General features: G+C 64.4%; 17 protein-coding genes and 2 pseudogenes. 10 read left to right on the forward strand and 9 right to left on the reverse strand.

The genetic code is table 11. From position 1 onward, the window contains the following. Positions 1-357, forward strand: a pseudogene (locus FZI91_RS23785) (mammalian cell entry protein); the annotation flags it as partial. A 37-nt stretch (positions 358-394) separates the two neighbouring features. Beyond that, positions 395-826 carry a PPOX class F420-dependent oxidoreductase gene (locus FZI91_RS23185; protein WP_155941470.1) on the forward strand — a complete coding sequence of 144 codons (432 nt, stop codon included), beginning with the start codon at positions 395-397 and terminating at the stop codon, positions 824-826. A 3-nt stretch (positions 827-829) separates the two neighbouring features. Here the strand turns inward: FZI91_RS23185 and FZI91_RS23190 are convergent, their stop codons facing one another. Beyond that, entirely contained in the window at positions 830-1,273 is a 444-nt protein-coding gene (locus FZI91_RS23190) for a nuclear transport factor 2 family protein (RefSeq protein WP_155941505.1), read from the reverse strand. A 94-nt stretch (positions 1,274-1,367) separates the two neighbouring features. Here FZI91_RS23190 and FZI91_RS23195 point away from each other — a divergent pair, with 94 nt between their 5' ends. Together FZI91_RS23195 and FZI91_RS23200 are read left to right on the forward strand one after the other, a co-directional pair. Then, positions 1,368-1,703 (forward strand): YnfA family protein, encoded by a 336-nt coding sequence (locus FZI91_RS23195; protein ID WP_155941471.1) that lies wholly within the window; start codon positions 1,368-1,370, stop codon positions 1,701-1,703. Continuing rightward, positions 1,700-2,959: an APC family permease gene (locus FZI91_RS23200; RefSeq protein ID WP_155941472.1), complete on the forward strand. Its 1,260-nt coding sequence runs from the start codon at positions 1,700-1,702 to the stop codon at positions 2,957-2,959. The genes FZI91_RS23195 and FZI91_RS23200 overlap by 4 nt, the downstream gene beginning before the upstream one ends. Here FZI91_RS23200 and FZI91_RS23205 read toward each other — a convergent pair. The 7 genes and pseudogenes from FZI91_RS23205 to FZI91_RS23235 form a co-directional block, all read right to left on the reverse strand. Further along, positions 2,934-3,830, reverse strand: a pseudogene (locus FZI91_RS23205) (cation diffusion facilitator family transporter); the annotation flags it as partial. The gene FZI91_RS23200 and the pseudogene FZI91_RS23205 overlap by 26 nt on opposite strands. A gap of 8 nt (positions 3,831-3,838) precedes the next feature. After that, on the reverse strand, positions 3,839-4,204 hold the full coding sequence (locus FZI91_RS23210) for a metalloregulator ArsR/SmtB family transcription factor (RefSeq protein WP_155941474.1): 366 nt from the start codon (positions 4,202-4,204) through the stop codon (positions 3,839-3,841). Continuing rightward, positions 4,201-4,821 carry a class I SAM-dependent methyltransferase gene (locus tag FZI91_RS23215; protein ID WP_155941475.1) on the reverse strand — a complete coding sequence of 207 codons (621 nt, stop codon included), beginning with the start codon at positions 4,819-4,821 and terminating at the stop codon, positions 4,201-4,203. Before FZI91_RS23215 ends, FZI91_RS23210 begins: the two co-directional genes overlap by 4 nt. A 58-nt stretch (positions 4,822-4,879) precedes the next feature. Further along, positions 4,880-5,548: a cation transporter gene (locus FZI91_RS23220; RefSeq protein WP_155941476.1), complete on the reverse strand. Its 669-nt coding sequence runs from the start codon at positions 5,546-5,548 to the stop codon at positions 4,880-4,882. Further along, positions 5,548-5,871 carry a helix-turn-helix transcriptional regulator gene (locus FZI91_RS23225; protein ID WP_155941477.1) on the reverse strand — a complete coding sequence of 108 codons (324 nt, stop codon included), beginning with the start codon at positions 5,869-5,871 and terminating at the stop codon, positions 5,548-5,550. The genes FZI91_RS23220 and FZI91_RS23225 overlap by 1 nt, the downstream gene beginning before the upstream one ends. 27 nt (positions 5,872-5,898) lie before the next feature. Then, entirely contained in the window at positions 5,899-7,689 is a 1,791-nt protein-coding gene (locus tag FZI91_RS23230; protein ID WP_155941478.1) for an amidohydrolase family protein, read from the reverse strand. 30 nt (positions 7,690-7,719) lie between these two features. Continuing rightward, a complete protein-coding gene (locus FZI91_RS23235; RefSeq protein WP_155941479.1) occupies positions 7,720-8,349 on the reverse strand; it encodes a TetR/AcrR family transcriptional regulator in 630 nt (209 codons plus the stop codon). A gap of 119 nt (positions 8,350-8,468) precedes the next feature. Here FZI91_RS23235 and FZI91_RS23240 point away from each other — a divergent pair, with 119 nt between their 5' ends. Genes FZI91_RS23240 through FZI91_RS23255 form a run of 4 tightly spaced genes read left to right on the forward strand, consistent with a single transcriptional unit; the run spans position 8,469 to position 13,677 of the window. Then, a complete protein-coding gene (locus FZI91_RS23240; RefSeq protein WP_155941480.1) occupies positions 8,469-9,791 on the forward strand; it encodes an NAD(P)/FAD-dependent oxidoreductase in 1,323 nt (440 codons plus the stop codon). Further along, positions 9,788-10,702, forward strand: coding sequence for an alpha/beta hydrolase (locus tag FZI91_RS23245; RefSeq protein WP_155941481.1), 915 nt, complete (start codon positions 9,788-9,790; stop codon positions 10,700-10,702). Before FZI91_RS23240 ends, FZI91_RS23245 begins: the two co-directional genes overlap by 4 nt. Continuing rightward, a complete protein-coding gene (gene fadD1, locus FZI91_RS23250) occupies positions 10,695-12,272 on the forward strand; it encodes a fatty-acid--CoA ligase FadD1 (RefSeq protein WP_162526031.1) in 1,578 nt (525 codons plus the stop codon). The genes FZI91_RS23245 and fadD1 overlap by 8 nt, the downstream gene beginning before the upstream one ends. Before the next feature lie 58 nt (positions 12,273-12,330). Next, positions 12,331-13,677 (forward strand): HNH endonuclease signature motif containing protein, encoded by a 1,347-nt coding sequence (locus FZI91_RS23255; protein ID WP_155941482.1) that lies wholly within the window; start codon positions 12,331-12,333, stop codon positions 13,675-13,677. Here FZI91_RS23255 and FZI91_RS23260 read toward each other — a convergent pair. Then, complete coding sequence (locus FZI91_RS23260; protein ID WP_155941507.1) at positions 13,674-14,903, reverse strand: MFS transporter; 1,230 nt, start codon at positions 14,901-14,903, stop codon at positions 13,674-13,676. The two genes, FZI91_RS23255 and FZI91_RS23260, sit on opposite strands and share 4 nt — an antisense overlap. Positions 14,904-15,026: 123 nt before the next feature. Here FZI91_RS23260 and FZI91_RS23265 point away from each other — a divergent pair, with 123 nt between their 5' ends. Together FZI91_RS23265 and FZI91_RS23270 are read left to right on the forward strand one after the other, a co-directional pair. Further along, on the forward strand, positions 15,027-15,731 hold the full coding sequence (locus tag FZI91_RS23265) for a FadR/GntR family transcriptional regulator (protein WP_155941483.1): 705 nt from the start codon (positions 15,027-15,029) through the stop codon (positions 15,729-15,731). 6 nt (positions 15,732-15,737) lie between these two features. Beyond that, on the forward strand, positions 15,738-16,202 hold the full coding sequence (locus tag FZI91_RS23270; protein ID WP_162526030.1) for a copper chaperone PCu(A)C: 465 nt from the start codon (positions 15,738-15,740) through the stop codon (positions 16,200-16,202). The last annotated feature ends 1 nt before the right edge of the window (position 16,203 follow it).

Here is a 16,203-nt window from a genome sequence, read left to right on the forward strand (position 1 = left end):
GGCACCGACACCCGCAGCATGTTCGCCGACCTCAACTCGATTGCACGCGGCGCCAATGACATCACGGTGAGCCCCAACACCAGCCTCGTCGCGATCAACCGACTGATGCCCGTTCTCATCAAGGCCAACGCCGGTGCCGCCCAGGCGCATGACGTCAACATCGCCAAGCTTGCGCTGGGCAATCTCGATGACGCAGGCAACAAGGGCGTCGATAAAAACCACGGCCCCAAGCAAGCAGACTGGGCCTACTTCGTCGGCAGCTTCAAATACACCCTCTACCGACTCCAAGAACGCATCGTCGGACAAGGCCCCAATCCGCCCATGCCCGCCGACAACTCGACACCGCCCGGACGGTAGCCGGAATAGCGGGTCCACATTCGGGGTTCGCCCCGACATGGCCACCGAACAGTTCGATCCGCATGCGTTACTCGCCGAGAGCCGCATCGGCGTCCTGGCGACAATCAAGTCGAACGGAATTCCGCAGCTCTCCCCCGTCACCCCGTTCTACGACCGCGACAAGGGCATCATCTACGTCTCGATGACGGACGGCCGCGCCAAGACCGTGAACCTGCGCAGAGATCCGCGTGCCGCGCTGGAAGTCACCAGCCCGAACGGCGGAGCCTGGGCGACCGCCGAGGGAGACGTGACCCTGACCGGGCCCGGCACCGATCCAGAAAGCCCCGAGATCGAGGCGCTTGTCGACTACTACCGCGGCGCCGCCGGCGAGCACCCCGACTGGGCTGAATACCGATCGGTCATGGTGTCGGATCGACGCGTCCTGATGGCGCTGAAGATCGAACGCGTATACGGCGAAAAACTCCGCTGAGCCTCAGACCTGTCCGGTGGCGTCGTAGATCCAGCTCATATCGGCGTTCGCAAAATCCGCCATCCAGGACGCCGGTGCGAAGTTCGCCAGCGCGCCCATGTCCCAGTAGTCCTTCCAGACCGTGATCTTCCCGTCGACCACCTTGTGGACGGTGACGAACGGGAGCACTGCGATCTCGCCGGTAGTCCAGGTCCAGGTCTCGGAATGCTCGAACATGACATCCTCACCGTTGGCTACGAGGAGGCCGGGGTGGTTCACGTACCCCTTGAGTGGTTCCAGCCCGATCTTGAGCCGCTTGACGATGTCCGCGGGTCCCCGTGCCGCGGCGGCGGGACCCACCGGCACGTCCAGATAGATGCACTCGTCAGACAGAAAGGGCTCAAGCGCCTTCCAATTCCGCTCCGAAAGTGCGAGCCACATACCGAGAACCACCGCCGCTGATGACATACCCATAGCTTTCCTTCCCCCGAAGTACGACGAGTCGGAATCTTACGATCTGCGGGCCCCCGCCGGGTCCAATCTCGGCTATTAGGCTCACCCCATGCCCGTTGCAAAGTCGATCTTGTTGTTCACGGTCGCGGCGGTCCTGGAAATTGGTGGCGCCTGGCTTGTCTGGCAAGGAGTACGCGAACACCGCGGCTGGACCTGGGCGGGCCTGGGTGTCATAGCGCTGGGTGCCTACGGGTTCGTCGCGACACTGCAACCCGACGCCCACTTCGGCAGAATCCTGGCGGCGTACGGCGGTGTCTTCGTGGCCGGGTCGCTGCTCTGGGGCATGGCCCTGGACGGTTTCCGCCCAGACCGCTGGGACGTCATCGGCGCGCTCCTCTGCCTCGCGGGGGTCGCGGTCATCATGTACACGCCCCGGGGCGCATGAACCGCGAATCGTCCGGACCCTTGCGGCGGGAACTGGGCACCTTCGACGCCGTCATGATCGGGCTGGGCTCGATGATCGGTGCCGGAATCTTCGCGGCATTGGCGCCCGCGGCGCAGGCGGCCGGGTCGGCTCTGCTCCTCGGCTTGGCGGTCGCTGCAGTCATCTCTTACTGCAACGCGACATCCTCCGCGCGGCTGGCCGCTGTGTACCCCGCGTCGGGCGGCACCTATGTGTACGGCCGCGAACGCCTCGGCGAATTCTGGGGGTATCTGGCCGGCTGGGGGTTCGTGGTTGGGAAGACGGCGTCCTGCGCCGCCATGGCGCTGACGGTCGGCTTCTACGCATGGCCGGCGCATGCGCATGCCGTCGCAGCGGCCGCGGTTGTGGCCCTGACCGCGATCAACTATGCGGGAGTACAGAAGTCGGCCTGGGCGACGCGTGTCATCGTGGCGATCGTGTTGGCGATATTGGCCGCTGTTGTGGTCACCGCCTTCGGGCTCGGCGGAGTCGACGTTAGCCCGCTCAACCTCACCGGCGGCTCATTCGAGGGCGTCTTACAGGCGGCCGGACTGCTCTTCTTCGCGTTCGCCGGATACGCCCGCATCGCGACCCTGGGCGAGGAGGTCCGCGACCCCGCCCGCACCATCCCCCGCGCCATCCCCATCGCGTTGGGGATCGCGTTGGTCGTCTATGCCGTTGTCGCCCTTGCCGCATTGACGACACTAGGTCCGCAACGACTGGCCACGTCCGCCGCTCCCCTACTCGATACCGTCACCACCGCAGGCGCGCCGTGGCTGCAACCAGTGGTGCGGATCGGTGCCGTCGTCGCCGCCTTGGGCTCGCTGTTGGCACTGATCCTCGGGGTGTCGCGCACGGCCTTCGCGATGGCCCGCGACCGGCATCTGCCCCACCAACTGTCGGCGGTGCATCCCAGATACGGGGTTCCGTATCGCGCCGAAATTCTTGTCGGCCTGATTATTTCGGTCCTGGCCGCCACGGTGGATGTACGCGGAGCGATCGGATTCTCCTCCTTTGCGGTACTGATCTACTACGCGGTCGCGAACGCATCGGCGTGGACTCTCTCCCGCGATGAGGGACGCCCACCACGCATCATCCCGGTGCTCGGCCTCATTGGCTGCGTGGTGGTGGCCTTTGCGCTACCGCTGCCGTCGATCGTCTCGGGTACCTCAGTGCTGGCACTGGGTGCCCTGATCTACGCCGTCCGTCGCCTCAGTGACCCGGGTAGGCGTGAATGAGCGCGGTATCGAGCTTCGGAACCGCATGGGTCAGTTCATGTTCGGCCTCATGCGCAATACGGTGCGCCGCCGCCAGGCTGATACTCGGGTCGATATCGAGTTCGGCATCCGCGTGCAGGCGATGCCCGATCCACCGCAGCCGCACGCTGCGCACCGTCCGCACTCCCGGCTGAGCCGCCAACGTCGTTTCGGCGGCATCTACCAAAACCGGATCGACACCGTCCATCAACCGCCGGAACACATCACGCACCGCGGTACGCAGCACCGCGAGAATCGCCACGGTGATCACCAGCCCGATGATCGGATCAGCCAACGGATAACCCAGCGCGACACCGGCGGCCCCCAACACCACAGCCAGGGACGTGAAACCGTCGGTGCGCGCGTGCAGTCCGTCGGCGACCAGGGCGGCCGAGCCGATTCGGCGCCCGACCCGGATCCGGTAGACGGCGACCAGTTCATTCCCGATGAAGCCAACAACACCCGCGGCTGCCACCCAGCCCAGTTGGCCGATCAACACGGGATGGACGAGACGGACCACCGCCTCGTAGCCGGCGATCACAGCCGACAGTGCGATCATCGCCACCACGAAGAGGCCCGCCAAATCCTCCGCGCGCCCAAACCCGTAGGTGTATCGCCGTGTCGCGGCCCGTGTTCCGAGCGCGAAGGCCAGCCATAGCGGCACCGCGGTGAGCGCGTCGGAGAAGTTGTGGATGGTGTCGGCCGCCAGCGCCACCGAGCCGGACACCACCACGATCACCACTTGAAACGCCGCCGTCAACAGCAGCGCGACGAGACTTACCTTGACGGCCCGGATGCCGGCGGCACTAGAGGTGAGCGCATCGTCGATGTTGTCGGCGGCGTCGTGGCTATGCCCGCGACTCATTGCTTGCCAACTATCTTCGGCCCCACCGCACCACGATGATGCGGCGGGATTCCCGGCCCGGCATGCTCGGCGTTGTATACCGCGTCCGTGACGAGCTGCTCGACGTGTTCGTTCTCCAGGCTGTAGTAGACCGTGGTGCCCTCACGACGGGTGCGCACCAGTCGCGCCATCCGTAGCTTGGCCAAGTGCTGCGACACCGACGGCGCAGGCTTACCGACAAGGTCGGCCAGCTCGTTGACGGACAGTTCACCAGCGGTGAGCGCCCACAACACCCGAACTCGGGTGGCATCGGCCAGCATTCGGAACACCTCGACCACCAGCGCCGTCTGCTCATCACCCAGTGGCGCTCTGTTCGCCGTCATCTCCCCGAGTCCTCACGTGTGAGACGGAACCAGCGGGGCCCGGTTCTCTTGATCGGCTCGGCGAGCCCACCTGTGTCCGCGAGCTCGTCCTCGACAACTCGCCACCCGCTAAAGGTCTGCTCAATCTCGGTTCGATCGGCCCCGCGTGGCAGCGGGCCCCGGCGGCCCGGGCTGAAGGCGAACATCAGGAGACTCGCACCCGGATCGGTCACCGACGTGACCTGCTGCGCGTATGCGGTGCGGTCGTGAGGTGCGAGCCCGTGATAGCACCCCACGTCGAGCACCAGACGGTAGCCCGCCCCGATCGCCTCGGGGAGGTTAGTGACATCGGCCTGCAGGAATTCGGCGTCCACATGCGCCGCGTATGCCTTGACGCGTGCCTTCTGCACCGCGCGCTCGACGGAGTCCAGACCTGTGACCTGCCATCCACGTTGTGCGAGCTCGATGCTGTGATCGCCTGTTCCACAACCCAAGTCGAGAGCCGTTGCGGGCATTGACACCGCGGCAGACTCTTGGTCCAACAGGCCTCGTAGCTGCCTGAGAAACTCCGACTCGGGATCCGTCTGTTCCCACGGGGTCACGCCGAACCGGTACGCCAATTCGTACAGACGCCCCATCGAACCCTCCTCTACTGCGTATCTGCATTGATACGCAGATAATAGACCATGGCGCGGTCTAGTGCTCGCAGCATCCGCAACTGTCGCTACCGGCCGCCGCAGATTCCACGGGGAACGCCGGCGCACAGCAGGATTCGCCCTTCCAGGCGTTCATTCCTTCACGAACCGCGATGACTGCGATCACCAGCGCGGCCAGCGGATCGGCCCACGACCACCCAAATAGCGAGTTCACCACGAGCCCCACCAACAGCACTGCCGACAAGTAGGTGCACAGCAGCGTCTGCTTCGAATCGGCCACCGCCGACCGAGATCCCAGCTCACGGCCGGCACAGCGTTGCGCCCAGGACAACACCGGCATGACCGCCAGACTCACCGCGGCCAGGATTATCCCGATGGTCGAATGCCGGGCCTCACCGAATCCTGCCAACGACCGGATGGACTCCACCGACACATAGGCGGCGAGCGCAAAGAATGAGAGGGCGATCGCCCGAAGCGCGGCCTTCTCGCGCGCCTCGGGATCCTTGGCACTGAACTGCCAGGCCACCGCCGCTGCCGATGACACCTCGATGACCGAATCCAGGCCGAAACCGATCAAGGCCGTCGAGGACACCCGCGCGCCCTCGCCGAGGGCAACGATCGCTTCGATGACGTTGTAGGCGATGGTCGCGGCCACGAACAGCCGGACCCTGCGCGTGAGGACATCGCGCCGCTGCGTGGTGAGCACCATCAGCAGCAGCCCTCATCGGCCGGGCAATACGACGGGTCCACCGTCAACACCAGCTGCACTAGATCATCCAGCGCCCGGCCAATTCGATCATCGGCAAGCTCGTACCTAGTGCGTCGACCTTCTGGGACGGCAACGACCAGCCCGCAACCACGAAGACATGCAAGGTGATTCGAAGTGATCTGCCTCGATACCCCAACCTCGTCGGCAAGTTCAGACGGATACCCCGGCCGCGATCGCAGGCTCAACAGGATGCCTGCGCGCGTCGGATCCGACAACGCACTCCCGAACCGCATCAACGCATCGCGGTGAACCGCCGTCTCCATGCGCCCAATAGTACAGATTGGGCTGTACTAACCGGCAGTGGCCACGCCTCCCCGCGACACGGCATTCGCCTTCTCGCCCGCACGCAGAAACACGCCGGTGCGCCGCGTGCCCAGGCCATCGGAGGGTTGCCCGTCGGCGACGACGGCCTGACCGCCGATCAGCACGGTGCTCACGGTCGCGTCATTGCGATTGACCATCCGCGACAGCCCGCCATAGGCATGGACGGGCTGCTCGGCGTATTCGGTGAGAGTCCCGTCGAGTTTCTCCGGGTCGAGCACGAAAAGGTCTGCACGGTCCCCGATTCGGAGGTGTCCGGCATCGATCTGGTACCAGTCCGCCAGTTCACCGGTCAGCCGGTGCACGGCCTGCTCGATGGTCATGAACGGCTGGCCCGCTTCCTGCGCATCGCGGACGTGACGCAATAGTCGGAGCCCAAAGTTGTAGAAGGCCATGTTCCGCAGATGTGCGCCGGCATCGGAGAAGCCAATCTGGATACCGGGGTCTTGTGCCAGCTGCTTGAGCACCTCGGGACGGTGGTTGGAGATCGTGGTCCGCCAACGGATCGCCGTGCCGTGTTCGAGCACCAGGTCCAGGAACGTGTCGACGGGATGCAAGCCGCCGCGATCCACGCCGACCTGTCCGAAGGTCTTCCCGATCACCGACTCGTCCGGGCAGGAGACGATCTCGGCATCGAAAAAGTCTCGATGCCAGACTCTTACGCCGAACTTGCTCTCATATTCCTTGCGGAACCGGCGACGGTACTCCTCATCGCGCAGTAGCTCGTTGCGTTCGACCTCATCGCGCAGGTGCAGTGCCGCGGCCCCCGCACCGAACTCTTCGAAGATCACCAAGTCGATACCGTCGGCATACACCTCGAACGGCACGGGCAGATGTTGCCACCGGAAGTTCCCACCGAGCTTGTTGACGATTTTGGCAAGCGGGCCCATCGCGCGAATTGCGTACGGATTGGCCTTGATATCGGCCGCCGATAGCAATGACGTCGACAACCGCTTGCGCAGTATGCCCAGCGACTGCACTGCCTGCGACAGCACATTGAACGGATTCTCAATGTCCGGCCCGGATTGCAACGCCCGGTTCCTTTGGCGCAACTGAGCTTTCAGTTTCCGCAGTTCGCGCGGCTTGGCGTAGGTGGACGGCAGCGTCCGCGAACGGCACACCGCGCCGTCAAGTTTGTCGAACAGCAGCTGCTGAGATGACATGCCCACAAACCCGGCGTCCAGCGCCTCGGTAAGCCATCGATCCATCTGAGCCTGCTCGCCGGGAGTGGGCCGTTCCGACTTGCGGGTGGCACGATCCAGACCCATCACGGCCGCCCGCATGTCCGAATGCCCCAGGAACGTAGCGATATTCGGGCCCAGCGGCAGCGACTCCAGCGCCGCGATGTACTCGCGAGCATTCGTCCACGTCTTGTGCTGATCGACCGCTCCGATCACGTGCTCGCGCGGTATGGCCTCCACCCGGCCGAAGATGTCCCCCGCGTCGATACCGTTGACGTGCACGACCGACAGCGAGCATGAGCCCAACATCACCGTCGTGACTCCATGCCGGACAGATTCAGACAACGCCGGTGCGGCCAGCACCTCGACGTCGTAATGCGTGTGGATATCGACAAGTCCCGGCAGTACCCACCTGCCGCTGGCGTCGATGACGTTGTGGCAGCTTGTCTCGTCCAGGCCGTCGGCCGAGATCGCGGCGATATGCCCGTCCTTGATGCCGATGTTTCGGACGGCGGATGCGGCGCCCGTCCCGTCGAACCATCTGCCGTTGCGTATCACCGTATCGAATGGGGCGCCCATATCAATTCCCTACCTGTTCTTGGACTATCGCTATTTCACCGGCGCAATGCGGAGCGCCGGCAAGACGTAACGCCGGAAGTGGCGTCGCAACGAGGCAGGATCATCCGGGTCGATGCAGTTCCCCGGGACACTGCCCAGGCTGATCATCACGCGGGCAATCCACTCGCTGGCTTCCGCCACATCGGTACGCGCGTGGATATCCCCGGCGTCGCGGGCGGCCTCTACGTAGGGCCGCCAGAACCCAGCCAGGTCGGGCACCAGGCCCTGAACACCCGCGCCGGCGCACGCGTAGAACTCCTCGGGCTCGCGCACACGTAACCGCATGAGCAGGGTCCCCGGATCGTCGTAGGCACGGCGGCCGATCTTCACGCCGGCCACCAGGCGCTCCTCGAAACCGTCAATATCTGAAAGCTCGGCCGCAGACTGGGCCCAGCTGATTTCGATGAGCCGGATGATCGCCCCGCCCACCAAAGCCTGCTTGTCCGGAAAGTGTCGATAGAGCCACGATCGCGAAACTCCCACTTCCTCAGCCACATCGGTCATCGTGGTCGCCCGAATGCCCTTGTCGGCCAAGAGTTTCTCGGTGGCATCCAGCAGCCGCGCGGTCACCGAATCACTATCGGGGTCGGGTACCGAACCGTCGTCAAACACCGCAGTCATGCCCTCAATGTAGACAAGGCGTAGACACATTTCAAGATCTGTGTACACTTCGAGTGCACAAATCTTTAGAACTGTTCACAAGGCGACCGCGGCGACGCTGCCGCGTCTCAAGGAGTGCCATGACCCGACCCAATACCGCGATCATCGGCGCCGGCATCAGCGGGCTCACTTCCGCAAAGATGTTGTCCGACTACGGAATTCCCTACACGTGCTTTGAGACTTCGGACCGGATCGGAGGCAACTGGGCGTTCGGCAACCCCAACGGTCACAGCAGCGCCTACCGCTCGCTGCATATCGACACGTCTCGGCACCAGCTCTCCTTCCGAGATTTCCCCATGCCGGATAGCTACCCACACTTCCCCCATCACACGCTCATCAAGCAATACCTCGAGGACTACGCAACCGCATTCGACCTCAAAACCAACATCGAGTTCCAGAACGGCGTTGTCCACGCCGAGCGGCTCTCCGACGGAGGCTGGGAACTACTGACGCAGGCGGGCGAACGGCGGCAATTCGACCTTCTCGTCGTCGCCAACGGCCATCACTGGGACCCAAGACAACCCGACTTCCCGGGCACGTTCACCGGCACCACCCTGCACTCGCACCACTACATCGACCCACGCACGCCGCTCGACCTCATGGACAAGCGGATCCTGGTCGTCGGCCTGGGCAACAGTGCCGCGGACATCGCCGTCGAGCTCTCATCGCGGGCCACCGGGAACACCGTCGCCCTGTCCACCCGGTCCGGCGCCTGGATCGTGCCGAAGTACGTTGCGGGGCAACCCGCCGACAAATACTTTCGCACCAGCCCGCATATCCCGATGTCCTGGCAACGCAAGCTGTTTCAAATGATGCAGCCACTCATGTCCGGCCGGCCCGAGCAGCTGGGGCTGCCGGTGCCGAATCACAAGTTCGGAGAGGCGCACTTCACCCAGTCCGTCGAGCTGCCACTGCGGCTCGGATCGGGCGACATCGCTCCCAAGCCCAACATCAGTCGCCTCGAGGGTGAGACGGTGCATTTCGCAGACGGCACGTCAGAAGATTTCGACGTCATCATCTACGCGACGGGATACAACATCACCTTCCCCTTCTTCGATCCGGAGTTCATCAGCGCCCCCAACAACCGCATCGACCTGTACAAGCGGATGTTCAAACCTGGACTGGACGATCTGATCTTCGTCGGCCTCGCTCAGGCGGTTCCGTCGCTGTTTCCCTTCGTCGAATGCCAGGCCCGGCTCGTGGGCGCGTACGCGGCCGGTAAGTACCGGCTGCCTTCGGTCGACGAGATGCACGACGTGATCGAGGCCGAACATCGCAAGTACACCGGGCACATGTTGGACCGCCCGCGACACACGCAACAGCTGGACTATTTTCTGTACGAGCACGACATGAGAACCAAGGAGATCCCGCGCGGATTCGCTCGGGCGGGAGGCGTGGCATGAACCGTCAAAACATCCGATTCAGCAGCAACGGCATCGACTGTGACGCATGGTTCTATCCCGCGGCCACGTCAACAGATTCGGCGCCCGTCGTGGTGATGGCGCATGGCCTTGGGGGGACTAAGGATTCCGGATTGGAACCGTTCGCCGAGCGACTGTCCGACGCCGGTATACATGCCTTCGCCTTTGACTACCGCGGCTTTGGGTCCTCTGACGGTTTTCCACGGCAACAGGTTTCGTTCAGCCATCAGATCGGCGACTACCACGCGGCCATTGCCGCGGCATTGCGACTTCCCAGGGTCGATCCGACACGGGTAGTCCTGTGGGGTGTATCCCTGGCCGGCGGCCATGTGCTGACGGTGGCCGGCTCGCGCAACGATATTGCCGCCGTGGTCTCGGTGACACCTCTAGTGGACGGAATCGCGGCGGCGCGAGCAGCGTTGGGCGAGCACAGCGGTGGGATGCTGCTGCGTTCCGCGTTCGCCGGGATTCGCAGCCGGATGGGTCGTGGCCAACAAACCATCCCCATCGTCGGGCGGCCCGGCGAGCTGGCCGCATTGACATCCGACGGGTACTACGAGGCACACATGGCGATCGCCGGTCCTACGTGGCGCAATGAAATCGACGCAACGGTGGGCAGTCAGCTCGCGTCGTATCGACCTACCCGCTTCGCCGGACGAATCAACTGCCCCATCCTGGTTCAGATCGCCGACTTCGACCGCGCCGCACCGCCATACGCGGCGGCCAAGGCCGCGTTCAAGGCACGGGCGGAGGTGCGCCACTACCCGTGTGGCCATTTCGGCGTGTATCAGGGGCAGGAGTACTTCGAGTCTGTCGCGGCACATCAAATCGGGTTCTTACAAAGGCATCTGGGTGTGACGGCCGCGTCGCTGACCGAAGCCGCCCGTGGCTGAGACCATTCAGGAGCTGGTTCGCGCCCGCGCATATGACGACAATGCCGCTCTTGTCTATCGAGGCGAGAAGTGGACCTGGCGGGAACTTGTGACCGAGTCAGCCTCCCAAGCAGCGGCATTGATCAGGATGGCCGATCCCACCCGACCACTTCATGTGGGCACCCTGTTGGCCAACACGCCCGCAATGGTGATGGCGATGACGGCCGCGGCCCACGGTGGATACATCCTGTGCGCCATCAACAACACCCGCCGCGGCGACGGGTTGTTGCGCGATATCCGCAAGGCGGATGTGCAGATCCTGCTCGTCGATACTGAGCATCGGGATCTGCTCAAATCCTTGGACATGTCCGGCATATTGGTGATCGATGTCGACGGCGACGATTGGCACTGGGAGATCAGCGCGGCCGACGAGCTCCAGCCCTACCGAACGGTCGGTACGCTCGACCCCTTCATGATGATCTTCACCTCGGGGACCAGTGGTGACCCGAAAGCTGTTCTCGTGAACCACATGACGGTTCTCGTCGCGGCGCAAGCACTGGTAACGAGATTCTCCCTTTCCCCGGCCGACGTGTGTTACGTCTCGATGCCGCTGTTCCATTCGAATGCTGTGCTCGCGGGCTGGGGGGTGGCCGTCGCGGCGGGTGCCACCCTCGCCCCGGCGAAATTCTCTGCCTCGCGCTTCCTCGCCGACGTACGGGAGGTGGGCGCCACCTATATGAACTACGTGGGTAAGCCGCTGGCCTATGTGCTGGCCACCTCGGAGTACGCGGACGATGCAGCCAATCCCCTACGCGTGGCATTCGGCAACGAGGCGTCTGATCACGACATCACCGAGTTTGCACGGCGATTCGATGTGATGGTGTACGACGGGTTTGGATCCACGGAGAACGCCGTCATCATCACCCGCGAGGAAGGAACGCCAGCCGGGTCCATCGGCAAGGGTTTCCCCGGCGTCGCCATCTACGACGCCGATTCGCTGACCGAGTGCGCACTGGCCGAGTTCGACGCGCACGGAGTCCTGTCCAACTTTGATGACGCGGTCGGCGAGTTGGTGAATACCCAAGGAGCGGGCTTCTTTTCCGGCTACTACAACGACGCGAACGCCACCGACGAACGCCTGCGCCACGGGATGTACTGGTCGGGCGACCTTGCCTACCGGGACGCCGAGGGCTGGATATACCTTGCGGGACGGACCGCCGACTGGATGCGGATCAACGGCGAGAACCTGGCCGCCGCGCCTATCGAGCGGGTGCTGCAACGGCATCCGGCGGTGAGCCAGGTTGCGGTGTACGCGATTCGCGATACTTCTGGCGGTGATCAGCTGATGGCCGCACTGGTGCTGCGCGGCTCCTTAGCCCCGTCCGAGCTCACTGATTTCCTTGCCGCGCAGGAGGATCTGCCTCGAATTGGTTGGCCTCGGCATGTCCGCCTAGCAGAGAGCCTCCCCTCCACCGCAACCAACAAGATCCTCAAGCGTGCGCTGGCTTCGGATGGCGTCCATGTCGGAAGCGACGTTCTCTGGCAGCGCGAGGAGCGCGGGACGGTGTATTCGCATGTGTTGCTGGAGTGACTGAAGTTGTTCACCAATCCCCTTGCAGGGCAGCATCTGTCACGGTAGATTCGAATGCATGTTCGACTCCATGGGGGATGCTGAGCTGATCGACGTGATCACCGCGGCACAACGAGCTGAGGCCCAGGGCGCCGCGCGGCGACTGGCCGCGATCGGCGCCCTGGTGGACCGGCACGCCGATCCCAACCAGGAAGAACCCCAGGACCGGTTCGCCGTGGACCGCTGGGATGAGGTGGCCGCCCAAATCGCTGCCGCCCAGGGCATCACTCACGCGTTGGCCTCTCACCAGATGCGCTACGCCTACGTGCTGCGACACCGTCTCAAAGCCGTGGCGGCCCGATTCACCGACGGACACAGCGACTTTCGCACCGTCGCCCTCATCATCGGACGCACCGAGCCACTCGAGGACGATGCCGTGGTCGCCGCCGTGGACGCCGCGATCGTGGCCGCGATACCCCGCTGGGAACGCTGGTCGGTCAAACGCATCACCGCCGCCCTGGACGCCCTCGTCTACCACCATGATCTCGACGCGGTACGGCGCACCAAAACCGCCGCTGATGACCGACACCTGCAGATCCGACCCCTGGACACTGGGAACCCCCTCGCCGAAATCTGGGGAGTCCTACAAACCCCGCACGCCGTCGCCCTCGATCGGCGCCTCGACCTGCTCGCCGCCACCGTTTGCGGCGCCGACCCACGCACCAAAGCCCAGAAGCGCGCCGACGCCATCGGCGCCCTCACCCAAGGCCACGACCAGATGCACTGCACCTGCATCGATCCCGACTGCGCCGGCCGCGCAGCGGCCGACACCCCAGTAATCGTGCACATGGTCGCCAACCAAACCACCCTCGAAGACCCCGAGAACACCGAGCCCGCCCAGATCTCCGGATTCGGGGTCATCAACGCCGAACAAGCCCGCCACATCGCCGCCCAACCGGGCACCCGCACCCGCACCCTGACATCCGAGGGCACCGACCGCTACCGGCCCACCCGCGCCCTGGACGCCTTCGTGCGGTGCCGCGACCAGATGTGCCGATTCCCCGGCTGCTCACAACCCGCCGACAAAGCCGACCTCGACCACAGCATCCCCCACGCCAACGGCGGACACACCGACGCCGACAACCTCAAAGCACTGTGCCGCAAACACCACCTACTCAAAACCTTCGGCGGCTGGCGCGAAATCCAAGAACCCGACGGCACCATCATCTGGAAAGCACCCACCGGACACCTCTACACCACCACCCCGGCCAGCAACCTGCTCTTCGCCAACCTCACCCGAACACGCACCCGCACCCAAAACCGCCAACAACGCCACACCACCGAACGAAACCACAACCGAAACGACCGACTGCAACGCCAAGCCCAACAAGCCGCCTACGCCCAAGCCAACCCCCCACCCTTCTAGCGACTCCAGGTGTCTTCCAGCATCCGAGGCTTGCACGCCTGGAACGCGCCGACGCCCAGCACGGTGATCGCGACGAGCAGCAGTGCGAACGGTGCGTACCAACCACCGGTCACGTCGTGCAACACACCGAACAACACGGGGCCCAGGCATGCGACGGCATACCCAACTCCCTGTGTGAAGCCGGACAGCGCCGCGGAACCGCCAGCGGTACGGGTACGCAGATTCACCAGCGTCAGACCCAACGGGAATGTCGACGGCCCGAATCCGAGCACGATCACCCACAGCGCAGTCGCCGTCATCGGCATCCACAGCAGCCCGCCGAAACCGACCAAGAAGCAGACCAAGCACGCCGCCACCAACGGGAACGGGTTACGCATGCGGGCCGCGAGCGGCGGGATGGCCAGCGTGCCAAAGAATCCCACGCCGGAGAAGAGCGCCACCATTACGCCGCCCAGCGCGGCGCTACCGCCGGCCGAGGACAGGATCGCCGGGATCCAGGTGAACATCGAGTAAGTCACGAGGGACGTCATGCCGAACATTCCGGCCATGCCCCACGCCAACGGTGAACGCCAAACCTGGCCCACGGCAGCTGAATCCGCATGGACTTCGGCGGAGTGGTCTGCGACATCATGACCACGGCGGGCGATGACGACACCGATCCACGGCAGCAGGGCTGCGATCGGAACCAGCACCCACGCCCCCAACGAGAATCGCCATCCATACGCGTCAGCGAGCGGAACCGCGGTGAGCGCCGGCACCGTGGTGCCGATCTGAAGCACCGTCAGGTAGGCCGCGCTCATCAGCGCAACGCGATGAGAGAAGTACCGCTTGACCAATGGCGGGATCACCACGTTGCCGATGCCCATGCCGAGCAAGGCCACGCAGGACAGCACCACCAGCCCACCCGTCGAGGTCATCGCGGGTCGCGCCGCCATGCCGATGACGGTGGCCACCACGGCAGCGAGCGTGGTGCGCTCGAGACCGAACCGCTCGGTCAGCGCGGGTGTCACCAACCCAGCGACCGCGAACATGGCCGTCGGAAGCATCCCGAACACACCGATCACCGCGGAACCAAACCCAACGTCCCGCGAGATCTCGGTCAGCAACGGAGTTAGCGAGGTGACCGCCGAACGAAGGCATAGGGCGAAGAGCAGGATCGCGACCAGCACCATCAGACGCCCACGGCGCAGCGCGGCAGCCGATACGCCCCGCATCGATTCATGCATGGCGGTCCCGGTGTCGTGCGCTGTCGTGGTCAACGTTCATCCTCCTATGCGGCCCCGCAAATCATAGGATGAATGGATGAATATGTTCAACGTGATTTCCGCCGCACGCTACGATGAGCCGTCATGCAGCCGGTCCGTCGCCAAACACTGATTGGCCAGGTCACCGAGCAACTCCGCGAGGAGATTCTGTCGGGACGCTGGGCCATCGGCGGGCGCATCCCTACCGAACCTGAATTGTGCGAGCTCACCGGGACCTCTCGCAACACAATTAGAGAGGCCGTTCAGGCCCTGGTCCATGCCGGGATGCTGGAACGACGGCAAGGTTCCGGCACCTACGTGCTGTCCATGGGCGGCAGTGGATCGGCCATCGCGGACTACTTCGCCGCAGCCAACGACCGCGATCTGATCGAACTGCGACAGACCCTCGAAGTGACAGCGGCCGGGCTCGCCGCGCAGCGACGTGATGAGGATGACATCGAGCAGCTGCGCGCCCTGTTGCGGCGTCGCAACGAACTGTGGGCACCCAGTCAGGTCGCAACGCAGCACGTCGAGGACGCCATTTCCACCGACATCGCGGTCCACCGGGCAGTGGTGGCCGCCAGCCACAATGCCCTCTACCTGGAGCTTTACGACTCGCTATTGGGCCTGATGGACCACTACATGCGCGGCAATCCCATCGGTGCGGAATGCTCCTTCGAGCACGAACACACCCGGCTCGTCGAGGGCGTCATCGCCGGAGATATCGACGCCGCCACGGCAGCCACCGAGCAGTTGTTCACCGAGCTGAGCCTGCGCCGCCGGAACTTTCCGTCCCCCGCACACGACTAGCTGAACGTGAAGATCGTCATTCCCGCAGCGATAGCGCTGTCGCTGCTCGCCGGCTGTTCAGCCCATGAGCCCACCCCGTCCGAAGAGTCTGCCAAGGTCACCATCACCGATCAGTGGGCCAAGTCCGCTCCCGACGGATCCATGACCTCCGTATTCGGCACCATCCACAACACCGGATCCACCGAGGCCCGCATCGTGTCGGCCACCTCACCCGCGGCGCGCTCGGTGGAACTGCATGAGGTCACCGCTGGCGGACTGATGCGCCCCAAGGAGGGCGGAGTCGTCATCCCGGCCAATGGCGAACACAAGCTCTCCCCCGGCGGTGATCACGTCATGCTTATGGGACTGACCACTCCGCTGCGTCCCGGCCAGGACGTCGTCGTCACGCTGGCGTTTCAGGACGGCTCCACCACGCCCGTCACCGCGCAGATCCGAGACTTCGCGGGTGGCAACGAGAACTACCAGCCCTGAG

Source organism: Mycobacteroides sp. CBMA 271 (assembly GCF_009729205.1).
Lineage (GTDB): Bacteria > Actinomycetota > Actinomycetes > Mycobacteriales > Mycobacteriaceae > Mycobacterium.

What these genes read in the sequence shown, in the direction of transcription:
- FZI91_RS23210 (WP_155941474.1), bottom strand. Translation starts at nt 4,204, where the DNA reads ATGACGGCGAACAGAGCGCCACTGGGTGATGAGCAGACGGCGCTGGTG.
- FZI91_RS23185 (WP_155941470.1), top strand. Translation starts at nt 395, where the DNA reads ATGGCCACCGAACAGTTCGATCCGCATGCGTTACTCGCCGAGAGCCGC.
- FZI91_RS23245 (WP_155941481.1), top strand. Translation starts at nt 9,788, where the DNA reads ATGAACCGTCAAAACATCCGATTCAGCAGCAACGGCATCGACTGTGAC.
- FZI91_RS23255 (WP_155941482.1), top strand. Translation starts at nt 12,331, where the DNA reads ATGTTCGACTCCATGGGGGATGCTGAGCTGATCGACGTGATCACCGCG.
- FZI91_RS23265 (WP_155941483.1), top strand. Translation starts at nt 15,027, where the DNA reads ATGCAGCCGGTCCGTCGCCAAACACTGATTGGCCAGGTCACCGAGCAA.
- FZI91_RS23240 (WP_155941480.1), top strand. Translation starts at nt 8,469, where the DNA reads ATGACCCGACCCAATACCGCGATCATCGGCGCCGGCATCAGCGGGCTC.
- FZI91_RS23235 (WP_155941479.1), bottom strand. Translation starts at nt 8,349, where the DNA reads ATGACTGCGGTGTTTGACGACGGTTCGGTACCCGACCCCGATAGTGAT.
- FZI91_RS23225 (WP_155941477.1), bottom strand. Translation starts at nt 5,871, where the DNA reads ATGGAGACGGCGGTTCACCGCGATGCGTTGATGCGGTTCGGGAGTGCG.
- FZI91_RS23200 (WP_155941472.1), top strand. Translation starts at nt 1,700, where the DNA reads ATGAACCGCGAATCGTCCGGACCCTTGCGGCGGGAACTGGGCACCTTC.
- FZI91_RS23230 (WP_155941478.1), bottom strand. Translation starts at nt 7,689, where the DNA reads ATGGGCGCCCCATTCGATACGGTGATACGCAACGGCAGATGGTTCGAC.
- FZI91_RS23215 (WP_155941475.1), bottom strand. Translation starts at nt 4,821, where the DNA reads ATGGGGCGTCTGTACGAATTGGCGTACCGGTTCGGCGTGACCCCGTGG.
- FZI91_RS23260 (WP_155941507.1), bottom strand. Translation starts at nt 14,903, where the DNA reads ATGCATGAATCGATGCGGGGCGTATCGGCTGCCGCGCTGCGCCGTGGG.
- FZI91_RS23190 (WP_155941505.1), bottom strand. Translation starts at nt 1,273, where the DNA reads ATGTCATCAGCGGCGGTGGTTCTCGGTATGTGGCTCGCACTTTCGGAG.
- FZI91_RS23220 (WP_155941476.1), bottom strand. Translation starts at nt 5,548, where the DNA reads ATGGTGCTCACCACGCAGCGGCGCGATGTCCTCACGCGCAGGGTCCGG.
- FZI91_RS23195 (WP_155941471.1), top strand. Translation starts at nt 1,368, where the DNA reads ATGCCCGTTGCAAAGTCGATCTTGTTGTTCACGGTCGCGGCGGTCCTG.